This window comes from Acinetobacter sp. FDAARGOS_558 (assembly GCF_003937785.1).
GTDB classification, from domain to species: Bacteria; Pseudomonadota; Gammaproteobacteria; order Pseudomonadales; family Moraxellaceae; genus Acinetobacter; species Acinetobacter baumannii.
Genome location: NZ_RKJH01000001.1, coordinates 1262742 through 1283827 on the forward strand (window position 1 = coordinate 1262742; position 21086 = coordinate 1283827).

General features: G+C 38.7%; 18 protein-coding genes. 7 read left to right on the plus strand and 11 right to left on the minus strand.

The window, feature by feature from the left end; translation table 11 throughout:
• Window positions 1-31: 31 nt before the first annotated feature.
• The 3 genes from hemL to EGT34_RS06100 all read right to left on the minus strand — a co-directional run bounded on the left by hemL (window position 32) and on the right by EGT34_RS06100 (window position 2484).
• Complete coding sequence (gene hemL / locus EGT34_RS06090; protein WP_000059229.1) at window positions 32-1330, minus strand: glutamate-1-semialdehyde 2,1-aminomutase; 1299 nt, start codon at window positions 1328-1330, stop codon at window positions 32-34.
• 42 nt (window positions 1331-1372) lie between these two features.
• The gene (gene thiE, locus EGT34_RS06095) at window positions 1373-1984 is read right to left on the minus strand and encodes a thiamine phosphate synthase (RefSeq protein ID WP_001214807.1); all 612 of its coding nucleotides are present in this window, start codon (window positions 1982-1984) and stop codon (window positions 1373-1375) included.
• A gap of 116 nt (window positions 1985-2100) precedes the next feature.
• On the minus strand, window positions 2101-2484 hold the full coding sequence (locus tag EGT34_RS06100) for a DUF962 domain-containing protein (protein ID WP_000636741.1): 384 nt from the start codon (window positions 2482-2484) through the stop codon (window positions 2101-2103).
• Window positions 2485-2649: 165 nt separating this feature from the next.
• Here EGT34_RS06100 and EGT34_RS06105 point away from each other — a divergent pair, with 165 nt between their 5' ends.
• On the plus strand, window positions 2650-4113 hold the full coding sequence (locus EGT34_RS06105; protein ID WP_000230507.1) for a CYTH and CHAD domain-containing protein: 1464 nt from the start codon (window positions 2650-2652) through the stop codon (window positions 4111-4113).
• Window positions 4114-4148: 35 nt separating this feature from the next.
• On the opposite strand, the gene EGT34_RS06110 is transcribed toward EGT34_RS06105, so the two are convergent.
• Entirely contained in the window at window positions 4149-4781 is a 633-nt protein-coding gene (locus EGT34_RS06110; RefSeq protein ID WP_031974730.1) for a hypothetical protein, read from the minus strand.
• 103 nt (window positions 4782-4884) lie between these two features.
• Between EGT34_RS06110 and EGT34_RS06115 the strand changes: the two genes are divergently transcribed.
• Window positions 4885-5268: a DUF3144 domain-containing protein gene (locus EGT34_RS06115; RefSeq protein ID WP_000078675.1), complete on the plus strand. Its 384-nt coding sequence runs from the start codon at window positions 4885-4887 to the stop codon at window positions 5266-5268.
• Between the two features lie 57 nt (window positions 5269-5325).
• Here the strand turns inward: EGT34_RS06115 and EGT34_RS06120 are convergent, their stop codons facing one another.
• From EGT34_RS06120 to EGT34_RS06135, 4 genes are all read right to left on the minus strand, one after another.
• Window positions 5326-8088, minus strand: coding sequence for a M16 family metallopeptidase (locus EGT34_RS06120; protein ID WP_000480983.1), 2763 nt, complete (start codon window positions 8086-8088; stop codon window positions 5326-5328).
• Between the two features lie 122 nt (window positions 8089-8210).
• Window positions 8211-9026 carry a PhzF family phenazine biosynthesis protein gene (locus EGT34_RS06125; protein WP_000784942.1) on the minus strand — a complete coding sequence of 272 codons (816 nt, stop codon included), beginning with the start codon at window positions 9024-9026 and terminating at the stop codon, window positions 8211-8213.
• A gap of 148 nt (window positions 9027-9174) precedes the next feature.
• A complete protein-coding gene (locus EGT34_RS06130; protein ID WP_001025080.1) occupies window positions 9175-10569 on the minus strand; it encodes an L-cystine transporter in 1395 nt (464 codons plus the stop codon).
• A gap of 197 nt (window positions 10570-10766) precedes the next feature.
• Window positions 10767-11648, minus strand: a complete 882-nt coding sequence (locus EGT34_RS06135; protein ID WP_000925114.1) for a LysR family transcriptional regulator — start codon at window positions 11646-11648, stop codon at window positions 10767-10769.
• A gap of 96 nt (window positions 11649-11744) precedes the next feature.
• On the opposite strand from EGT34_RS06135, the gene EGT34_RS06140 reads away from it, so the two are divergent.
• From EGT34_RS06140 to EGT34_RS06155, 4 genes are all read left to right on the plus strand, one after another.
• A complete protein-coding gene (locus EGT34_RS06140; protein WP_024437090.1) occupies window positions 11745-12923 on the plus strand; it encodes a YbfB/YjiJ family MFS transporter in 1179 nt (392 codons plus the stop codon).
• Window positions 12920-13045, plus strand: coding sequence for a hypothetical protein (locus EGT34_RS06145; RefSeq protein ID WP_000853581.1), 126 nt, complete (start codon window positions 12920-12922; stop codon window positions 13043-13045). Before EGT34_RS06140 ends, EGT34_RS06145 begins: the two co-directional genes overlap by 4 nt.
• A 226-nt stretch (window positions 13046-13271) precedes the next feature.
• Complete coding sequence (locus EGT34_RS06150; RefSeq protein WP_000069677.1) at window positions 13272-13682, plus strand: hypothetical protein; 411 nt, start codon at window positions 13272-13274, stop codon at window positions 13680-13682.
• Window positions 13683-14174, plus strand: a complete 492-nt coding sequence (locus tag EGT34_RS06155) for a hypothetical protein (protein ID WP_001218091.1) — start codon at window positions 13683-13685, stop codon at window positions 14172-14174. It abuts the gene before it with no gap.
• A gap of 100 nt (window positions 14175-14274) precedes the next feature.
• Here the strand turns inward: EGT34_RS06155 and icd are convergent, their stop codons facing one another.
• Window positions 14275-15531, minus strand: coding sequence for an NADP-dependent isocitrate dehydrogenase (gene icd / locus EGT34_RS06160; protein ID WP_000542119.1), 1257 nt, complete (start codon window positions 15529-15531; stop codon window positions 14275-14277).
• Between the two features lie 200 nt (window positions 15532-15731).
• Between icd and EGT34_RS06165 the strand changes: the two genes are divergently transcribed.
• On the plus strand, window positions 15732-16520 hold the full coding sequence (locus tag EGT34_RS06165; protein WP_000706554.1) for an rRNA large subunit pseudouridine synthase E: 789 nt from the start codon (window positions 15732-15734) through the stop codon (window positions 16518-16520).
• 117 nt (window positions 16521-16637) lie between these two features.
• Here the strand turns inward: EGT34_RS06165 and EGT34_RS06170 are convergent, their stop codons facing one another.
• A complete protein-coding gene (locus tag EGT34_RS06170; RefSeq protein ID WP_000896679.1) occupies window positions 16638-18875 on the minus strand; it encodes an NADP-dependent isocitrate dehydrogenase in 2238 nt (745 codons plus the stop codon).
• A 400-nt stretch (window positions 18876-19275) separates the two neighbouring features.
• Window positions 19276-20979: a M61 family metallopeptidase gene (locus tag EGT34_RS06175; protein ID WP_000903512.1), complete on the minus strand. Its 1704-nt coding sequence runs from the start codon at window positions 20977-20979 to the stop codon at window positions 19276-19278.
• Between the last annotated feature and the right edge of the window lie 107 nt (window positions 20980-21086).

The window sequence follows — 21086 nt, forward strand, 5'->3', positions numbered from 1 at the left end:
TAAAAAGCCCGTTTAAAACGGGCTTTTTTGCTTACTTCATTTCGGCGAAGGTTTCTTTTGCAGCCTGAATGGTAAACTCGATATCTTCATCAGAATGAGCAGATGAAATAAAGCCTGCTTCAAATGCAGACGGCGCCAAGTTTACGCCACGTTTTAACATGCCATGGAAGAACTTTTTGAAAGCTTCAATATCACATGCCAACATAGAGTCAAAGCTTGTGATGTCTTCTTGGTCAGTAAAGTAAAGCCCAAACATTGCGCCAGCTTGCTGAGTTTTAAATGGAATACCCGCTTCATCTGCTGCTGCTTGTAAACCTGCAAGTAACTTTTCAAGTTGAGCAGATAACTTGCTGTAAAAGTCCGGTTGACGTAAATGTTTAAACATTTCAATACCAGCACGCATAGCAAGTGGGTTACCAGATAAAGTCCCCGCTTGGTATACACCACCTAAAGGTGCGATGCATTCCATGATTTCACGCTTACCGCCAAACGCACCTACAGGTAAGCCCGCACCAATAATTTTACCCAAAGTCGTTAAGTCAGGTTTAACGTTATAAACTGACTGAGCACCACCTAAAGCAACGCGGAAACCTGTCATTACTTCGTCAATAATAAATACAGAATTGTATTCATCACACACATCACGAATCGCTTGTAAGAAACCTTCAATTGGTTTCACCATATTCATGTTACCTGCGACAGGTTCAATAATGACGCCTGCAATTTCATGACCAAATTTAGCAAAGCATTCTTTTAATGCTGCAATATCGTTATATGGCAGTGTTAAAGTGTGTTTAGCGAAATCAGCTGGTACACCTTTTGATGTTGGTTCGCCCTCACCTTTAGTTAATAAACCAGAACCTGCTTTTACTAACAATGAGTCAGAGTGTCCGTGGTAACAACCTTCAAACTTCACGATTTTGTCACGGCCAGTATAACCACGTGCTAAACGAATAGCAGTCATGGTCGCTTCTGTACCAGAGTTGGTCATACGTACCAATTCAATAGATGGCATGATTTCACAAATAATATCTGCCAACGTTGTTTCGTGTACGGTTGGTGCACCAAAACTTAAGCCATCTTCTGCTGCTGTTTGCACAGCCTTAATAATATCCGGATGAGCATGGCCCAAAATCATTGGTCCCCAAGAGCCAACATAATCTACATAGCGCTTACCATCTACATCCCACAAATACGCACCTTTGGCTTTCTCAATGAAAACCGGTGTGCCTCCAACGCCATTAAAGGCACGTACCGGAGAGTTCACACCACCTGGAATGTGTTTGCTGGCTTGTTTAAATAACTGTTCTTGCTTTGGAGATAAACTCATGGAAATGCTCGTCTTAAATATCTAAAAAATAATTTTGAAAGCTTAAGAAAATAATTGTGCCCACGCCTGTACACGGGCAGGAATTTCAGCAGTTGATCGACCTAATATATCACTAATGACTGCACAGAGGTCAGCTCCAGCCTCAATCACAGGTTTTGAATTTTCAACAGTCAAACCACCAATTGCACAAATAGGTAAATCATATTGAGCTGCTGCTTGCTTAATCACTTCTATACCTACATTGCCAGCTTCCGGTTTAGTGGCAGTTGCATATACAGCACCAAAGGCAACATAAGTTGCGCCATCGGCAATTGCTTTTTGAGCAAGTTCTAATGAGTTTAAGCAAGTACGGCCAATAATGACACCTTCTGGTAACTGCGATTTTGCATCGGTGATTTCACCATCGCTCTGACCTAAATGCACACCTAAACCAAACTGAGCAGCCAGTTTTAGGTCATCATTAATGACAAAAGGAACCTGATATTTTTCACATAACTGTTTGATCTGTTCGACTTCAGCAGGCTGGTCGGCTTTGTCTACTTTTTTACGGCGGTACTGTAAAATTGCGATTTGACGGGTTGCGAGTGCGGCGTCTAATTTTTCTAATAATAATTGGATTGGGTCATCATTGGTAATGAGGTATAAACCGCGCATACTCTACTCTCGCTTTTTAAAAACTTCGCTAGTATAACGGATTTATAAGTCATCATAAGTACCGATTGATATAGGCTTATCAGTACCAATCGGTATATTAAAAATAGAAATAAAAATTAACTTGGAATTTTATCGTGCTTGCGATCAATTAAACTTAACCGACCAGTCGCAACATCGGAGAGCATTCGCCAATCAGAAATAAAGCTATAAAGCGGTTGTTTAAAACTGGCAGGTTTATTTTTCTCAAACATAAAATGTCCAACCCATGCACATGCATAGCCAGAAACTAAACCATAGAGTGCGTATTTGGCCTGTTTCTTACGAATAGCTTTTGAAAAAAAGTATAGACCAATGCTACTGCCCACCGCATGTAAGCGCCTACTCATAATGTTACGGTGTTCAGTTAAATAAAAACGATAAAATTCCTGATAGTTTTTAATAGGTAATTCAAACTCTGGCTGAGTTTCATGATTAAAATTTACGGGTGCATTCACGATCATCTTCCTGATTTTTATTTGATCAAAACATCACCTGATTGTACACCTAAATAAAAGTGTAGCGTCATATGTTTGATTGTAACTTTCTCTATCAAAAACATTATTTTTAGCGCTAAGCTATTATACTTATTCAAGATAGTTTAAATACCTGATTCAGGGAGATCTGTTATGGTTGAAGTTGAGCTTAAGTTTCAGTTACCTGAATCGAAGAAAAAAACCGTCCAGCAATATTTAAAAAAACATAAAGCACAGTATATTCATTTACAGGCCAAGTATTACGATACGCCAGACCGCCTACTTGCAAAAAATGGTATGGCCTTACGCTTACGTAAAGAAAATGATCTGTGGGTACAAACCTTTAAGGCTGCCGGCCAAAGTCATTTACATCGTGTCGAAGAAGAAGTTTTTTTAGGAAAATGCGATCAAGAACCTGACTTAAACCTTGAGTTATATAAAGACAATAAAGCCGTCACCGATTTGATTACTCAAGCTTTAGGCTCTGAAGTCGAAAAGCTAAGCTTACAGTTTGAGACCGATGTACATCGTACTTATCATGTGTTTGAAGCCGATGACACTGCTATAGAAGTCTGTCTTGATGACGGTGTGGTAAAAACTCCAACTACCCAAAGTAAAATTTGTGAAGTTGAGTTTGAACTTAAACAAGGTGCTGTTAAAACTCTGATTCAATTTGCACAGCAATGGATTAATCGTTATGAACTTTGGCTCGATGTTAGAAGTAAAGCCGAGCGCGGTAATTTACTCGCATTAGGGCAAGCTGCTTCACCGGCTGTTCACGCAAAAAATCTGAACTTAGATAAAGACATTTCAGCAGAACAGGCACTCAAAAAAATTGTAGAAAACTGTTTGGGACAATTCTTGCCTAACATGGCCGCAATTGCCGATGGAGTTGCCGAGGCTGAGCACATTCATCAGGCACGCGTAAGCTTACGCCGTTTACGTAGTGCACTAAAACATTTTTCAGCATGGTCAGACGAGTTAAACCCTGTGTGGGAAGAGCAAATTGCCGAACTGTTCCGTCAGCTTGGGGACACGCGAGATGAAGATGCCATTCGTACCGAAATTTTACCTATGATTGTGCAGCATGGTTCACCTGAGCTTTTACTTCCGATCTCTGAACAGCCATTAAAAGATCTTGCCACACTGTTTAAATCCGCAGATACCATTAAGCTTATACTCGCCTTATTAGCATTTGCCTATTCAGAAGAAGACGATCAAAACGCCAAAGGAAAATTGAAAAAATATATAGGAAAAAGCTTAGATAAGTTACACCATCAAGTGGTGAGTAATGCCGATCATTTCACTGAACTTGAAGTCACCGAACAGCACAGAACGCGCAAGAAAGCCAAACAGCTTCGTTACTGCATTGAGTTTATATCGAGCTTATATCCTCGTAAAAATGTTCAGCAGTTTTTAAAACAATTACAGCCTGTGCAAAATACTTTAGGACTTTATAACGACTTATTTATTGCCGAAGATCTATTTAATAAAGCGGTTGAACACGACCCACATTTTTGGTTTGCATTAGGATGGGTTAAAGCCAAACAACCTTATTTACAAAATCAATCTGCCGAAGCTTTGCAAAAATTTAAACAGGCAAAAACATTTTGGTAAGAATCTTGAAGTCGCGGCAAATATGCCGCGACTTTTTATCTATATTTACCAAATACTTTCCATACACCGTTATCTGCTAATGGATCGCTATAGCTATCACTACGCTGTTTTCTTGGTTTATCGCGAGCATCGACGAGTTTAAAGTGTGGCTCTACCCCTAACACAATACCATTGGTATAAAACCGTGAACGCGTATATTCACTTTGACCATGCTGGAATACATACGTCCGTAAGTCAATAAATTCACGGTGTGCAACTAGCGCTGCTGTATCATCGCTTTGCAACAATTCTTGCATGGTAAATATCTGATCTGTTTCAAACTGCCCACATTTTTCAATAAGACTCGCAACACCTCGGAAAGTTTTTGATTCTTTTGCGCGTGTTTTATTAATCCGAATTCGGTCTACATGGAAAAAGAATAAGGGTAAGTTTAGATGGCTTGGTAAATGAATTGCATCTGGTAATTCATCTTCCATAAAAGGTTGAAAAAGCTCTTGTGCCCTTTCTATTAAATCTTTCCATTGCTGATAATAGGCCACAACTTCTTCTTGCAAACCATAATAAATTGGCAGCCCTTCTACATGCTCCAAATATTGGGGTGGAAAAATATGCTGGCGTAATAAAGCAATGTCTGTTTTTAGACTTTGAACGGCAATTGCATCTTGCATATTAAAACTCCCAATACTTAGGCTATTTACAGACTAAGGCAAAGGTTTTGTTTCCGCAAGGCTTTGCCTATAATAAGCAGCTCTATTTTTGCGGGAATAAGTCATGTCTCAAAAGATTAATGCAACAGATATTACTGAAGAAGAAGCGTTAAATGCTGTTTTCTTTGAGCGTGCGGATGAATTCATTAAACAAGCAAATGATTTTTGTCGCCCGCCAAAAGGCCAAAAGCCAGACCCGGCTGAGCTTCGCGGTCAAGTGAGCGCAGCCATGTTATTTGCAACTGCTCGTTTTAATACATGGGTGGCTGCTAATAATTTTAAAGATGGTAATGAAATGCGTGATGCAAAAGATCAGGTGATGTCTTACCTTCTTCAACAGTTCCAAATGATGCTTGAAGATAACTTTGATGAGTATTGTGAACAGTTCGATAACTACTTACGTTTCCGTAAGAATGAAGATTTTCATATTCACAAACACGACCATTAAAATATTTTACCACTCAAATAAAAAGCCACTTCATGTGGCTTTTTATTTGGCAATTATTTACTGCTTTTGTGCTTGACCATACTGGTCAGCCATAACTTCAACAAGATTTGAAGGTTTAATATATTTTTTAATAACTGCGTTCACATCAGCAACCGTTAACTTTGTTAACTCTTGGTCATGTTTAACACGGTCAAGTAATGTTTTACCTGACTCAAGCTCTAGATTTAACATACCGTGGATATTACGTTCATCTTCTAAGGCAGTAACACGTTTCTTCATAATATCCGCCTTCGCTGCTGCAAGCTCCTGCTCTGTAATACCATGAGTAATTAAGTCATTTAGAACCTTATGAACTGAAGCAGAAACTTGTGCCGAGCGACCAGCCGTATAATTTGCACTAATGCTTAACGCACCTACATTCGTGTCTCGATCTAATTGCAAACCAGTACCAAAACCATATACCAATGCATTTTTTTCACGAAGCTCTTGAGCCAAACGTGAAGAAATTTGAGATTCACCCAAAATGTAATTCATTAAAATTAATGCAGAAGCGTCAGGATGGTTTTTCCCAACTGGTAAGGCAAGTACACTTTGATAACTACCAAACTCACGCTGCTCAGATAAGACATGTACTTGCTGAGCAGGGAAATCAACGTGCTGAATCAAGATTTTTTCATACGGTTGTTTGCTATTCCAGCTTCCGAACTCTTGATTCAATAGCTTTTTCATTTTTTGGGCATCAAATGCACCTGTAATCGCAATTTGCGCATGATTCATTGCAAAGAAATGCTGATATAGCTCTTTCACTTGTTCTTGAGTCACATTCTTTAATTGTTTTTTAGCCAACTCAGGTTCAAAGTGATAACGCAAATCACCTGGCTGGTATTCTTCTACCAAGCGAGATAATGTTAAACCTGCCACGACATCCGGTTCCGTATAAGGACGATCAAGACTAGATAAGCTTTGAGATTTAATTAAGTCAAATTGAGATTGTTCAAATTTAGGATTTTTCATGACCTCTAGAACAAACTTGAAAAACTCATCAAACTTTTCAGTTTTAGATTGAATATTAATGGTCATGCCATTGCCATCGGCACTCGCATAAGCCGCGCCACCTGCATCAATCGATTTATCGGCAATATCTTGCAAGCTATATTTATCAGAACCGCGAAGCAATAAATATGAAGTTAAATCAACAACCGTACCTTTATCGAATAAAGATTTTTCAGTACCAAAATCCATAGTAATGGTGGCATAGGTACGATCATCACGGGTTTCTACAGGGAATAAAGCATACTTCATTCCATTTTTAAGTTTTCCGCGAATGATCTTTTTCTCATTACTTTCGGCATATTGCTTAGACGTTTTTAAAAACTCGGCAACTTCTTGTTGATAAACTTTCGGATCTTTTAAAGGCTCTGCTTTAACATCTGTTTGATCTAATGTTTTAGGCTTATCTTTTGCGTCGAGTTGTAATGCTTTCTTTTGGTCTTCTGGTGTTGGCAAAATATCGCCATCAATACGATGACCTGCAACAAGGAACTGTTTTAAGGTTTGATTTACCTCATTGAGCTTCACTTTATCAATTGAATCTAAATCTTTAAAATATTGGTCCCATTGCCCATCCGCTACAGTGTAATCACTTAGACGCGAACCCAAAGCAACGGCATCTTTATTGACTAACTCACCTTGCGTTTTCATTAAGCTTTTTACACGATTTAGCTCAGTCTCTGTAAAAGGTTTACCCTTTTCAATTCCTGAGAGTAAAGCGCTTTCAACTTTTTTAGGGTCATTTTTTGGTGAATAAATAGCACCTAAAAATACGACGTTAAAATCTTGATCTAGCCATGTTGATGCCTGAACGTCTGTACTAACACCTGTTTCAACCATATTTTGGTACAAATGACCACTTGGCTGCATGGTATACAACATAGGTGCGAAAGCCAGTTCCGGTTGAATTTTTGTGTTTTTACCATCCATATAGATATGGAATTTGGCCAAATCACTACCCTTTTTCACCACAAACTCACGGTTTTTGAGTTTTGTAGAATCTAACACAGGCACTTGAACAGGCTTAGGCACAGCTCTTGCAGGAATTGGGCTAAAATATTGGTCTATCGTTTTTAAAACATCAGTTTTATCAAACTTGCCTGAAATCACCATGACCGCATTATTAGGCGCATACCAACTGCGATAGAACTGGTTCAACTCAGGCATTTTAATTGACTTAAGCTCAGGTAAATCACCAATCGGTAATCGACCTAGATATTGATTACCATAAGCCGACTTCCACATTTGATCCATCAAGACAGCAAAAGGCTGATCCATACGGACTTCACGTTCACGCTTTACGATTTCAATTTCAGAAGGCACAAATTTTTCTTGTAGAACTAATTTGTCCATGCGCTCAGATTCAAGGTACAGCACTTGATCGAGTGCTGTTTTTTCTGGACGGACAATATTGGTGTATTTGGTTGAATAGTAATCCGTGCTCGCATTCGTCATTAACGTATATTGATCTAAACGGCGTTGGAATTCTTCACCTTTTACATTTTGCGTGCCTTTAAATGCTAAATGTTCGAGTAAATGTGCTAAACCACTTTTACCCTGTGGATCATTTAAAGAACCCGTTAAATAAATGGTATTAATAAAGATTTTATTTTCTTTGTCATTCGGCGCAAGCACTACCCGAAAACCATTATCTAATTTATATTCCTCAACATTTTGCTTACTTTTTACTAATGTTGTTTGTGCAAAAGAGGCAGCACTTAAACCAAAAATACATAGGGAGAGAGTCAGTTGTTTAAACTGCATAAACATATAAATACCAATTAATTTGAATAATAAAAAATCAATAGTTGTGTGACTATAGTAGGAAATTTGAGCTGACTTTCATAGTAAAGATTTGAAAAAAAAGCCGTTTATTTAAACGGCCTTATATTTTAAGGAAAAATTTCGGCTTGCATATAAAGTTTGCCATATCCCGAAATTTCAATACGTTCCTGATTTAAGACATTACAATACAATACGCCTCCACGGCTAGAAGCCTGATAGGCCACAATATTATTTTTAGCGAGTTTCTCTGCCCATAGCGGCGCTATTGCGGTATGAATTGAACCGGTAACCGGGTCTTCATCAATGCCTGCGACAGGTGCAAAATAACGAGAAACACAGTCATATTGATCGTCAGCTTTTGAAGTTATTGTAACATCCATTGCTGTAGTTGTAATTGCAGTCCGTTTACCTAAGGCTTTAAGTAAGTTCATGTCAGGTTGCTCATCTAACACATCTTGCACTGACTCATATTCAACAATGTAGGCTTGAACATTTTGATAAACCGCTTTAAACGGTTTTGTTAATGCTTGACGTAAAATAGCCGGATAATCTTCAACTTGCTGAGCTTTACGAATTGGGAAATCCATTCTGATTTTGCCGTCTTCATCTTGATGAACTACAAACAAACCTAAGTTTCGTACATGAAAATTAAGAGTCTTTTTCTCAGTAAAATCTTTAAATAATATGAAAGCACTCGCAAGAGTCGCATGCCCGCAAAAATCCACCTCAACCGTTGGAGTAAACCAACGTATTTCATAATTTTCAGAGTCTATAATTTTTACAAAAGCAGTCTCGGATAAGTTATTTTCAAGTGCTATCTTTTGCATTAAATCTGCATCTGGCCATTCTTTTTCAACAATCACAGCAGCCGGATTTCCACGAAATAACTCTTTGGTAAAAGCATCGACTTGATACATTTTCATGTTAGTGCTCTCTTTCTTAATAGGCTCATTTTCGAAAATTATTTAAAAGAAAAACAGATACAATTTTTTAAAAATTAACATCACAGTCGCAAGTTACACATATAAAAAAACGGCTCATCCAGAGTGAAGAGCCGTTTAATATTAACTCTTAATGATGTTGAGTTAATTCAATTTCATCTTCGCTATTCATTATAGCTTTGTCGGTCTGCCCCATAAATTGGCTTGTAACTACACCAGCAGTCATCGAACCATTTACGTTTAACGCAGTACGTCCCATATCAATGAGTGGTTCAATTGAAATAAGAAGAGCAACCAATGTTACAGGTAAGCCCATAGCAGGAAGTACGATCAATGCTGCGAAAGTTGCACCACCACCAACACCTGCTACGCCAATTGAACTTAAAGTCACAATACCCACTAACGAAGCAATCCACATTGGGTCTAGGGTGTTAATACCCATAGTTGGCGCAACCATGACTGCGAGCATGGCTGGATATAAACCCGCACAACCATTTTGTCCAATAGTGGCACCAAAAGAAGCAGAGAAACTTGCAATAGACTCAGGCACACCCAAACGACGAGTTTGCGCTTCAATGCTCAGTGGAATACTTGCAGCACTTGAACGACTCGTAAACGCGAATGTTAGAACCGGAGCAACTTTCTTGAAGAACTTAAGTGGAGAAACACCGGTCAGAGTCAAAATAATGGCATGCACGACGAACATAATCGCCAAACCTAAATAAGACGCCACCAAGAAACCACCTAGGTTCAAGATATCTGCGACATTTGAACTTGCCACAACTTTCGTCATAAGGGCAAAAACACCATATGGTGTAAGCGTCATCACTAAACGAACAAGCTTCATTACCCAAGACTGTAATGTTTGAATAGCCGTCAGAATACGTTGACCTTTTTCTGCGTCATCTTTCATTAGGTTGAGTGCTGCTATCCCTAAAAAGACAGCAAAGATAACCACGCTAATAATTGAAGTCGGATTTGCACCCGTTAACTCAGCAAAAGGGTTACTCGGAATAAAAGAAAGAATAAATTGCGGTACACTTAAGTCTGTTACTTTACCCACATAGTCAGTCTGAATTGCAGTAAGTCGAGCTGTTTCAGCCGCCCCTTGTACCAAACCTTTGGCAGTTAAACCAAACAAGTTCGTCACAAATACCCCAACCAGCGCAGCGATGAGTGTGGTAAATAACAAAGTCCCGATGGTGTAGAAGCTGATTTTTCCTAAAGAAGAAGCTTGGTGTAGCTTCGCTACCGCACCTAAAATCGAAACAAAGACCAAAGGCATCACGACCATTTGTAAAAGTTTTACATAGCCGTTACCAACAATATTAAACCAGCTAATAGATTCAGCAAGAATCGGATGGCCACCGCCATAAATCAAATGTAGTCCTAAACCAAACACTACACCTAAAATTAAGCCAGCTAGAACTTTTTTAGATAAGCTCCAGTCCGTTTTACGTGTTTGGGCGAGTAAAAATATTAACCCGACAAAAACCACAATATTGATGATTAAGGGTATATTCATTCCCAAACTCCAAATTATTGCTTGTGTCATCTTTTAAGGGGGCATATTTGACCATAGCCGGCCTATATAAACTACCCTTTTCAACAATTTTCTAGCATGCAGATCATTACCGATCTGAATGAGAATATAAAATGACTTTTAAATACATATATATCACTTTTAAAACATAAGTTACGTTAGATATTTATGTATAAAAATTAAGCGCATTTCTGTATAAATTGTTGCTCAATAAAACAAATAAACTGCTTTAAATTACTGCCCCATGTTTCAGGAGGCTGAGCGACCAAATAAGTAGTGAAATGTGCAGATTCAGTGTTAATTTCAAAACAACTTAATGAGACTTTATCGGCTACTTTATTCAGATATGACTTTGGCAATAAAGCAAAACCGACACCTAATTCCACACAGCTTACAATGCCATCCAGACTGCCCATTTCCATAATTTGCGAAGGTGGCACACTGTGATCATTTAAAAACAACTCAATTGCATGCCGATAGGAACATCCTTGTCGAAATGCAATAAATCGAGTCTTTGCGAGGGTGGCAATGTCGGGAAAATCAATTTGTTGTTTTGGGCAAACCAAAACCAGTTGTTCTTGCCACACCGGAAAACTATATAGCTCTGGAATCACATATTTAGAAGCGACAAAAGCACAATCGACTTCTCCTTGTTGCACAGCATTTAACAAATATCCTGTCGGGTGAGTTTGAAGTTCAAGCGGCAGATGCGGATGTTGTTGCATACATTCATTAAGCAATTGAGGAAGTCGTATTGCTGCTGTCGTTTCCATACTGCCCAAACGAATAGTTTCATTCGGGTCAATATCACCTTCTCGGAAGATTGTCTTCGCTTTATTATGCAGTGCGATCATTTGCACAGCATAACTATGTAGCTGGTGTCCTGCATTGGTTAATGTAACGGGGTTATGACGATTTAATAAAATCACACCTAACTCTTCTTCAAGCTTTTTCACGTGGCTCGTGATATTGGATTGAACCGTACACATTTTTTGTGCAGCCAATGAAAAACTACCACTCTCTGCAACCGCTAAAAAAAACTCTAAAGACTTAAGCAACATGCCACTATCTCAAAACAAGATAATTAATATCATATTAAATCATTTCTAATGATAAATAAACTCGCTTTTAATAATAAAAAAATTGAGAGATTTCTCATGTCTACGTTCTATCGAATGAGCCTGCTTGTTTTTTTAGCGACTTGCCTAGGAATTGGTATTTTTAGATTTTCCTATACCGCACTCATGCCTATTATGATTGTGCAATATGGATGGACTCACGACTTTGCAAGCTACTTAGGAAGTGCAAATTTATTGGGCTATCTGGTTGGCGCACTATTGGCCCTGTTTAGCATTAAAGAAAAATCTATCCCCGCTTTGATTATAACTTCGGCGGTTTTAGGCAGCTTAAGCCTACTCTGCTGTTCTTTTATACACATGCCTTTGGCTTGGTTTATTCTCTGGCGCACCATTTCAGGTATCGCAGGTGGCCTACTCATGATTTTGGCGCCCAGCTTTGCCATGAAAAATATTGCAATTAGCCAAAGGCTCAAAGTCAATTTTTTAGGGTTTAGTGGTATTGGCGCAGGCGTGTTATCTGCCACTCTCATTATTCCTGCACTTAAAAATATGCCTGTTCAATATGTCTGGGAAATTTTTTCCGCCATTTCCATTATTGGCAGTTTGGTACTTTTTCAGTTATTAAGGCACCCACTTACCGAGTCCGTTCAAACGGCCAATCAAGCTCCACAAAACTTCAAACATTCACGTTTAGGACTGGTCATTATTATTGCTTATATGTGCAGTGCTTTTGCATATATCCCACACTCTTTATTTTGGATGGACTATTTATCGGGAACCCTACATTTTCCATTGCAACAACGAAACTTATTTTGGGTTCTTTATGGGGTTGGAAGTTGTATTGGCGCCTTTGTGGCGTATTGTTTAAGCCGCCTTATTGGGTATTTGCAGGCAATTAAATGTCTATACGGTGTCTATTGCTTGGCAGTTGCCCTACCTTTTTTTTCACATGCTACTGCTTTGCTCACTTTATCGTCCTTTCTTACAGGTTTACTCACACCTGCCACCGTATTTATTAGCTCTTATAGCCTGCTACAGATTTATGAACAGCGTTATCAAAAAATCTGGAGCCTTACCACCATTGGGTTTGCCAGCACTCAGTTATTAGGTGGCGTTGTTATTAGTACTTTACATCACTTGCATTGGTCTTATGCCCATCTGTTTTTAATGGGCGGCATTGTTTTGTTATTTGCATTGAGCCTTTTAATTCCTATCCGTTCTTCCATGCCGAACACTCTCGGAGAAACCGAATCGTGAAAACTTTATTCTTTCCTCTCTTTTTGATTATTTTCGTACTCATTATTCAGGCTTTAGACCAAAGCTATCAAAAGAAAATTGGTATCTCTAAACCCCAGAAGCATCCGGAATTTATGCAATAAAAAAAGCCCCTATACATAAGGGGCTTTTCCATTGAATAATCGTATATTGTCAAAATAAAAATTAATGAATAGATCAGTAGAACAAACCGCATAACAACTATTTTAGTACGCTTATTAAAACCGCTTAACTGACAAAAAATGTCATATTATGTCAATGTAGAGAGCTATTTTCTGATCTATATTCAGTCAAAATTTATAATTTTTAATACTTAAAATTGAGCAAAACATGAGCAATAACAATTATATTGATGAGCTTTTAAAGCTCTTGGCAATGTTCGCTTTTATCGGTGTTTTATTACTGGCATTTAAATGTCAGACCATCTTTGCACTGGATATGACAACATCATACGAAGTCTCTGTAAGGATTGTTATCTATATGGTCACAGCAGCTATTTTGGGCTTTTTAACACGTAATCATATTGAGTTTACAACACAATTTTTAATTGCTGTTCCATTTGCATACTTTTGGCTAGAGCCAATTCTTGACTACAAGGCCATTCAAACTATCCCAGATGTTCCGTTTTATCTCTCAGGTCATGGTCAAAGTTTAGGGCTACTCATCGTGATCATATTTTGTTTTGCCCTATGGGTATTTAAAGAAACAAGCTCAAACTCGTTTGAGTCTCAAAATGTCTAAATGAGGATTTTTAGGGAGTTTTATAAAGTTAAAAATCGTCACTGTACTCTATGTTTTTATAATATATATTTTAAGCAAATTAATTTATATCAATTAAAAACTCTAAAAATGTTCAACGTATCAAACCCAGCAAATGCCGTTGTTGTAGGTATTATCGCAATAATTGCTACAGTTAGTCTTCTGATATGGAAGTTTAATTTTTATCTCGGTATAGATATATACACCAGTGGAGAGGTGCTATTTAAAACATTATTGTATGCCGCCCTAATAGGACTATTTAGTTACTATTTTCGCCATACAATTAAAATTAGTAATACAGTGATTTTATCATTACCGCTTTTTTTCTTTTGTATTCGGCCTATTCTAAACTACAAAATGACGCATACCATTGGAAATGTACCACTGTATGCAACACATCATGGGCAAGGCTTAATATTGCTGAGTTTAACGATATTAGCATGTATATTGTGGGCCTATACGGCTAATTCTTAGCTAAAATTTTAACGTTTAATATTCTTATTTTTTATTATTTTTCAAAATTATAAATCTAAAGACTTTAAAAGCCCTCAATTGAGGGCTTTTCTATGAAAGTTTAATCTTCCATGTGCTGAATTATGGCATCGCCAAATTCTGAGCAACGTAACAAGGTCGCTCCCGGCATTAAACGCTCAAAATCGTAAGTTACGGTTTTAGCTGCAATCGCTCCTGAAATACCTTTAATAATCAGGTCCGCTGCTTCTGTCCACCCCATATCACGGAGCATCATTTCAGCAGAGAGAATAATTGAACCCGGGTTGACTTTATCTTGCCCAGCATATTTAGGTGCAGTGCCATGCGTTGCTTCATACACTGCAATAGCTCCACCAATATTCGCACCTGGCGCAATCCCGATTCCCCCTACTTCTGCTGCTAATGCGTCGGAAATATAGTCACCATTTAAATTAAGGGTTGCAATTACAGAGTAGTCAGCAGGACGCATCAAGATTTGTTGCAAGAAAGCATCTGCAATCACGTCTTTAATAATGATGTCTTTACCATTTTTAGGGTTCTTAATTTTAACCCATGGGCCACCATCGATTAATTCACCACCGAAACGATCTAGCGCTAACTCATACCCCCATTCTTTAAAGGCACCTTCGGTATATTTCATAATGTTGCCTTTATGAACAAGAGTCACTGAAGGTTTGTCATTATCTATTGCAAACTGAATGGCCTTACGAACTAAGCGCTGTGTTCCTTCTTTGGAAACGGGTTTAATACCAATACCACATCCTTCAGGGAAACGAATTTTTGTGACCCCCATTTCTTCTTGAAGGAATTTAATGACTTTTTTAGCTTCTTCAGAATCTGCTTTCCATTCAATACCCGCATAAATATCTTCCGAGTTTTCACGGAAAATTACCATGTCAGTTAACTCAGGATGTTGAACGGGTGAAGGGACGCCTTGGAACCAACGCACAGGACGTACACATACATACAAATCCAGTTCTTGGCGTAGTGCAACGTTGAGTGAACGAATGCCGCCACCGACTGGTGTAGTTAAAGGGCCTTTAATAGAAACTACAAATTCACGCAGCGCTTCAAAGGTTTCTTCCGGCATATAGGTACCGTAAATTTTATTGGCCTTTTCACCGCAATACACTTCCATCCATTCAATAGAGCGTTTGCCGCCATAGGCTTTTAAAATTGCCGCATCAACAACTTTTTTCATTGCCGGTGTAATATCTACACCAATACCGTCACCCTCAATGAAAGGAATAATTGGATGATTTGGTACATTCAGTGACAGGTCTGCTTTTACTGTAATTTTATCACCGTCGGCAGGAACCACGATCTTCTGATAACCCATTATGTAGATTCTCCCTTTTATAATATTTAACTAACCAAACAAAAATAATTATCGATAAACAATACTTTCAACTTTTATTAACGCATAATAGCTTAATCGAATTTAACCCTTTTTGAGATTTATGTGGGAAATAAGCAAATTTCGCACTTAAATATAGCTCAATGTTTTTACCGCTTATTTGAAAGAAGAAGTCATTTTTTATGAAAATCGTCATTCTCAACAAACCATATGACGTTCTCTCCCAGTTTCGTAAAGACGAAGCACACATGACGGTCTCTGACTTTGTAGATGACCCGACTTTGCGCATAGCAGGCCGTCTTGATATGGACTCTGAGGGTTTAGTTTTCTTAACTGATCATGGTGGTTTGAATCAGTTCATTACCAACCCTGCGAATAAAAAATACAAAACGTATTTAGTTCAAGTTGATGGCGATGTAACCGAAGAAGCACTCGAGCAGCTTCGTAAGGGTGTAGAGCTTAATGATGGTATGACTTTACCAGCTAAAGCAATTAAGGTAAGTGAGCCTGAATGGTTATGGGACCGCGATCCTCCTGTACGTTACCGTGCCAGCATTCCAACATCTTGGATTGAAATCTCTATTTGTGAAGGTCGTAACCGCCAAGTTCGTCGCATGACCTCTGCGGTAGGTTTTCCGACTTTACGTCTCATTCGTACAAAAATTGGTACGATTGACTTAGTTCAATTGGGATTACAACCGGGCGAAACCAAAGAAATTGAGCCTCTACTCTACCCAGACTTTAAAGATGTTCCGGCTGAACAACCTTATCGTTCACGTTCATATGTGAAAAAACCGGGTGGCACTGGCGGTAAGCCAATGGTTCGCAAGAACAAAGATGGTTCTGCGAAAAAATCTGGTACAAAGCGTATTTGGCAAATGGATGAAAGTGAAAAACCGCGTCGTAAGACTAACGGTACAACACGTCCAAATACCAAAGCACCACGTGGTCGTAGCCGCAATAGCCGATAAAAATATTTAAGTTTTAAAGCTCACGTTAGTGGGCTTTTTTTAATGACTTTTATTTTATAAAAATAAAAAGCCGGTGCTTATGCACCGGCTTTTAGCTATGTACTAACGAATTAGTAGTTAAGCCTGAACAGTTGAAAGCGCTGCATTGAATGTAGCACTTGGACGCATTACAGCGCTTACTTTCGCTGGGTCAACTGCATAGTAACCACCGATATCAGCCGGTTTACCTTGTACTTGAGCAAGCTCAGCAACGATCTTCTGTTCGTTTTCAGCTAATGCTTTTGCAAGTGGAGCAAATTTAGCTTTCAACTCAGCATCTTCGTTCTGTGCAGCAAGTGCTTCTGCCCAGTAAAGTGACAAATAGAAGTGACTGCCACGGTTGTCAAGTTCACCTGTACGACGTGATGGAGACTTGTCATTGTCAAGCAATTTACCAGTCGCTTCATCAAGTGTCTTCGCAAGTAACTTGGCACGAGCATTATTTTCTTTAATACCCATTTCTTCTAGAGAAACTGCAAGCGCAAGGAACTCACCAAGCGAATCCCAACGTAAGTGGTTTTCTTCAACAAGTTGTTGTACATGTTTAGGTGCTGAACCACCCGCACCAGTTTCGTACATGCCACCACCCGCCATAAGCGGAACGATAGACAACATTTTCGCAGAAGTACCAAGTTCCATAATTGGGAACAAGTCAGTTAAGTAGTCACGTAAGATGTTACCGGTTACAGAAATTGTATCGAGGCCACGAACTACACGCTCAAGTGTGTAACGCATTGCACGTACTTGAGACATGATCTGGATATCAAGACCAGTCGTATCGTGATCTTTTAAGTACTTCTGTACTTTCTTGATCAATTCATTTTCGTGTGGACGGTATGGGTCAAGCCAGAAGATCGCAGGCATGCCTGAGTTACGTGCACGAGTTACTGCAAGTTTTACCCAGTCACGAATCGGAGCGTCTTTCACCTGACACATACGCCAGATATCGCCTTCTTCAACATTTTGAGTCAATAATACTTCACCAGTGTCAAGATCAGTAATGTTTGCTATACCTGCTTCAGGAATTTCAAAAGTCTTGTCGTGAGAACCGTATTCTTCAGCTTTTTGAGCCATCAAACCAACGTTTGGTACTGTACCCATTGTTTTTGGATCAAAGTTACCATGCCATTTACAGAAATTGATCATTTCTTGGTAAATACGGGCAAATGTTGATTCTGGCATTACTGCTTTAGCATCGTATTGCTTACCATCAGCACCCCACATTTTACCACCAGCACGGATCATTGCAGGCATAGAAGCATCTACGATGATGTCGTTAGGTGAATGGAAGTTAGTGATGCCTTTTGCTGAGTCAACCATCGCAAGTGCAGGACGGTGTTCTTGGCAAGCATGTAAATCTTCAATGATTTCTTCACGTAATGAGGTTGGAAGAGTTTCGATTTTCTCGTATAACCCAGCCATACCGTTATTTACGTTAATACCTAATTCGTCAAACAACTTACCGTGTTTTTCGAAAGCTTCTTTATAGTAGATTTTCACACAGTGACCGAAAACGATCGGGTGTGAAACTTTCATCATTGTCGCTTTTACGTGTAATGAGAATAAAATTCCTGCTTCACGGCAGTCATCAAGTTGTTTCTCATAGAAGTCGCAAAGCGCTTTTTTGCTCATGAACATTGAGTCAATGATTTCGCCTTCTTGAAGCGCAACTTTTGGCTTAAGAACAATGCTCTTACCACTGTTTGTGATAAGTTCCATTTTTACATTGCGTGGACGGTCAAGTGTCATTGACTTTTCACCGTGGTAGAAGTCACCTTCTTCCATGTGTGAAACGTGAGTTTGCGACCATTGTTTCCACTCGCTCATTGAGTGAGGGTGTTTCTTAGCGTAATTTTTAACGGCAGCAGGAGCACGACGGTCAGAGTTACCTTCACGAAGAACAGGGTTTACTGCTGAACCTAGGCATTTGCCATAACGAGCTTTGATTGTTTTTTCTTCTTCAGTCGCTGGGTTTTCCGGATAGTCAGGAATTGCATAACCTTTAGATTGAAGTTCTTTAATACATGCTGTCAATTGCGCAACAGAGGCACTAATATTTGGGAGTTTGATAATGTTAGTATCTGGATCTTGTGTAAGACGACCTAGCTCAGCAAGGTTGTCGGATACCTTTTGCTCTTCACTTAGGTAGTCAGCGAATTCTGCGAGCACACGTGCAGCTACAGAGATGTCACTTTTAACAATCTCGATACCAGCTGGCTTAGTAAAGGTCTCAATGATCGGCAGTAGCGAATAAGTCGCCAATAATGGCGCCTCGTCAGTCAGTGTGTAAATGATGGTTGACTTTTCACCAGCCATATATAGCCCCTTCCGTTGAATTGAGTTTTGAGGACCGAGCTTTTGGCCCAGTGCCTACGAACCGATATGCTTAAATAAAACCCTGAGAGTATCGGCTCTCATTGGCTTTCAGTCAACGAAATATCCAGTGATAACGACATTTCGCAGCGAAATAATACATAATTCAAATCTATCGATAATAATCTTATACCTAACTTATGGTAATAAATGCGCTTTTACCAACTTTTTAGGTATAGAACAGTCTTAAATTACATGAGATATCTTTCAGAGTTCTGACAATTATTATACTTTTCATTCAAAACAAACTCAAAGATAAAGACTCTTTCTATGTTTTGAAGTTAGGAAAAAACAAAAACCGATGCACGAAACATCGGTTTTTTATAAATTAATTAACGGTTATTTAGGCTTTTAACCATTTGTCAGCTTTGCTTTGATCTTCAATAATAAGTTCAACTTCAGTTAAGTTTATGCTGTCACTTGTAACTTCAAACGACAATAACTCATCACGGCGGAAAGCCAAGACTGAGTAATTACCCTTTTGTTTAGCATATTTCTCAATAAGTTTTGTGGTCGCTTTTAGTCCATCAATTGCAATAATGACATCATTAGCAGAAATACCCGCTTTAGCACCAGCTCCCTCACGGTGAGCATTTTGTACTAACACACCTTCAGGCTTATCAGCTAGCTTTAAACCATAAGCTAAAGTCTTATCATTTTTAAGCGTATAACTTAAACCAAACTCAGGGAATAACTGATCGAGTGGTAACTCTTCAGTAGTATTAATCAAATGATTGATTTGCTCTAACCAACTATCGCCTGTTAGCTCTTCACATAAATCAAAAATTGTACGCTCATTAACCTGAACACCGTTTTGCGTGTTTTCATACAATCGACGCATTAAGGCATCAAGGCTAGAACCACGTAAACGTAAGCCTAAATCCAAACATAAAGCAACTAATGCACCTTTGTTATAATAGCTCGTGCCTGCATTATTCGAATTTTCATCTTGACGATAAAATTTAATCCAAGCATCAAAACTTGATTCTGCTACTGTTTGAACAAAACGTCCCGGGTTTTGCAAATAGCGATCAATCTGTGACTTCAACAAATCTAAATAAGACTTTTGGGAAATCACGCCACTACGTAATAAAATTAAATCATCGTAATACGAAGTAAACCCTTCAAAAATCCACAGTAGTGAGGTATAGCCTTCTTGATGCAGGTTGTAGTTCGCAAAATTTTCTGGACGGATAAACTTTACTAACCAAGAATGAAAATATTCATGACTGCATAGGCCTAAGAAACGTTGATAATCTTTCGAAGGTTCAGTAGGTTCATTCGATTTCGGCAAATCATCTCGTGGAGTAATCAGACTTGTGCTATTGCAATGCTCTAGCCCACCGTAACTATTCCCTGTTGCCATGGTCATGAAGGTATAGTTTTTAAACGGTGCTGAACCAAACAGATCAATTTCGGCTGCACAAATTTTTTCAATATCCGTTTTTAAACGATCAACATTCGTAGCGTGAGTACCTGAAATTACAAACTCATGTTCAATTCCATGTGTTTCGAAGCTAAAACGCGTTTGATCAGCCAGTTCAAATGGACTATCAATGAGTTGATCATAATGATCAGCTTTTAAAGTAAAACGTCCTTTTACTAAACTTTTTGAAGCTAATCCTGTTGCTAACTGAAAGTGTTTTAATTCATCCGGCAAAAAGATTTCTAATTCACATGCAGATTGTTCTTGGCCTTCTAAGCCTAAACACACACAGGCAGGGTTAATATATAAACGCGTTTGATCTACATAAGCGCCACGTACTGATAAATCATATGCATAAACATCATATTCAACAGTAATTAACTCGTGATCGGTGTTAAATAAACGCCAGCGATTTTTTTCAGTCTTTTTAATATTGAGCATGCGTCCAGCTTCATCATATGCCTTTACTGCCTCGATGTGCTTAGAAAACTCTCGAATGAGATAACTGCCCGGAATCCACGTTGGTAACCATAGTTCCTGATTTGGATTCGCTAAAAAACGAATTGTCACGTGAACAAGGTGTTGTTTGTAATCATCGAACTCAATTTGATAATGCAACATAAATTCTTCAATTTAAAAATAAGAACGGTTTCACATTAGATTATCACTTTTTTGTATCGACTTGCGTAGATGTATTTTTTGGCAACAATTCACACTAGCCTTCTACA

Bases quoted from the DNA above. Each gene is read 5' to 3' on its own strand.
- hemL (WP_000059229.1), bottom strand. From the start codon at position 1,330: ATGAGTTTATCTCCAAAGCAAGAACAGTTATTTAAACAAGCCAGCAAA.
- thiE (WP_001214807.1), bottom strand. From the start codon at position 1,984: ATGCGCGGTTTATACCTCATTACCAATGATGACCCAATCCAATTATTA.
- EGT34_RS06100 (WP_000636741.1), bottom strand. From the start codon at position 2,484: ATGATCGTGAATGCACCCGTAAATTTTAATCATGAAACTCAGCCAGAG.
- EGT34_RS06105 (WP_000230507.1), top strand. From the start codon at position 2,650: ATGGTTGAAGTTGAGCTTAAGTTTCAGTTACCTGAATCGAAGAAAAAA.
- EGT34_RS06110 (WP_031974730.1), bottom strand. From the start codon at position 4,781: ATGCAAGATGCAATTGCCGTTCAAAGTCTAAAAACAGACATTGCTTTA.
- EGT34_RS06115 (WP_000078675.1), top strand. From the start codon at position 4,885: ATGTCTCAAAAGATTAATGCAACAGATATTACTGAAGAAGAAGCGTTA.
- EGT34_RS06120 (WP_000480983.1), bottom strand. From the start codon at position 8,088: ATGTTTATGCAGTTTAAACAACTGACTCTCTCCCTATGTATTTTTGGT.
- EGT34_RS06125 (WP_000784942.1), bottom strand. From the start codon at position 9,026: ATGAAAATGTATCAAGTCGATGCTTTTACCAAAGAGTTATTTCGTGGA.
- EGT34_RS06130 (WP_001025080.1), bottom strand. From the start codon at position 10,569: ATGAATATACCCTTAATCATCAATATTGTGGTTTTTGTCGGGTTAATA.
- EGT34_RS06135 (WP_000925114.1), bottom strand. From the start codon at position 11,648: ATGTTGCTTAAGTCTTTAGAGTTTTTTTTAGCGGTTGCAGAGAGTGGT.
- EGT34_RS06140 (WP_024437090.1), top strand. From the start codon at position 11,745: ATGTCTACGTTCTATCGAATGAGCCTGCTTGTTTTTTTAGCGACTTGC.
- EGT34_RS06150 (WP_000069677.1), top strand. From the start codon at position 13,272: ATGAGCAATAACAATTATATTGATGAGCTTTTAAAGCTCTTGGCAATG.
- EGT34_RS06155 (WP_001218091.1), top strand. From the start codon at position 13,683: ATGAGGATTTTTAGGGAGTTTTATAAAGTTAAAAATCGTCACTGTACT.
- icd (WP_000542119.1), bottom strand. From the start codon at position 15,531: ATGGGTTATCAGAAGATCGTGGTTCCTGCCGACGGTGATAAAATTACA.
- EGT34_RS06165 (WP_000706554.1), top strand. From the start codon at position 15,732: ATGAAAATCGTCATTCTCAACAAACCATATGACGTTCTCTCCCAGTTT.
- EGT34_RS06170 (WP_000896679.1), bottom strand. From the start codon at position 18,875: ATGGCTGGTGAAAAGTCAACCATCATTTACACACTGACTGACGAGGCG.
- EGT34_RS06175 (WP_000903512.1), bottom strand. From the start codon at position 20,979: ATGTTGCATTATCAAATTGAGTTCGATGATTACAAACAACACCTTGTT.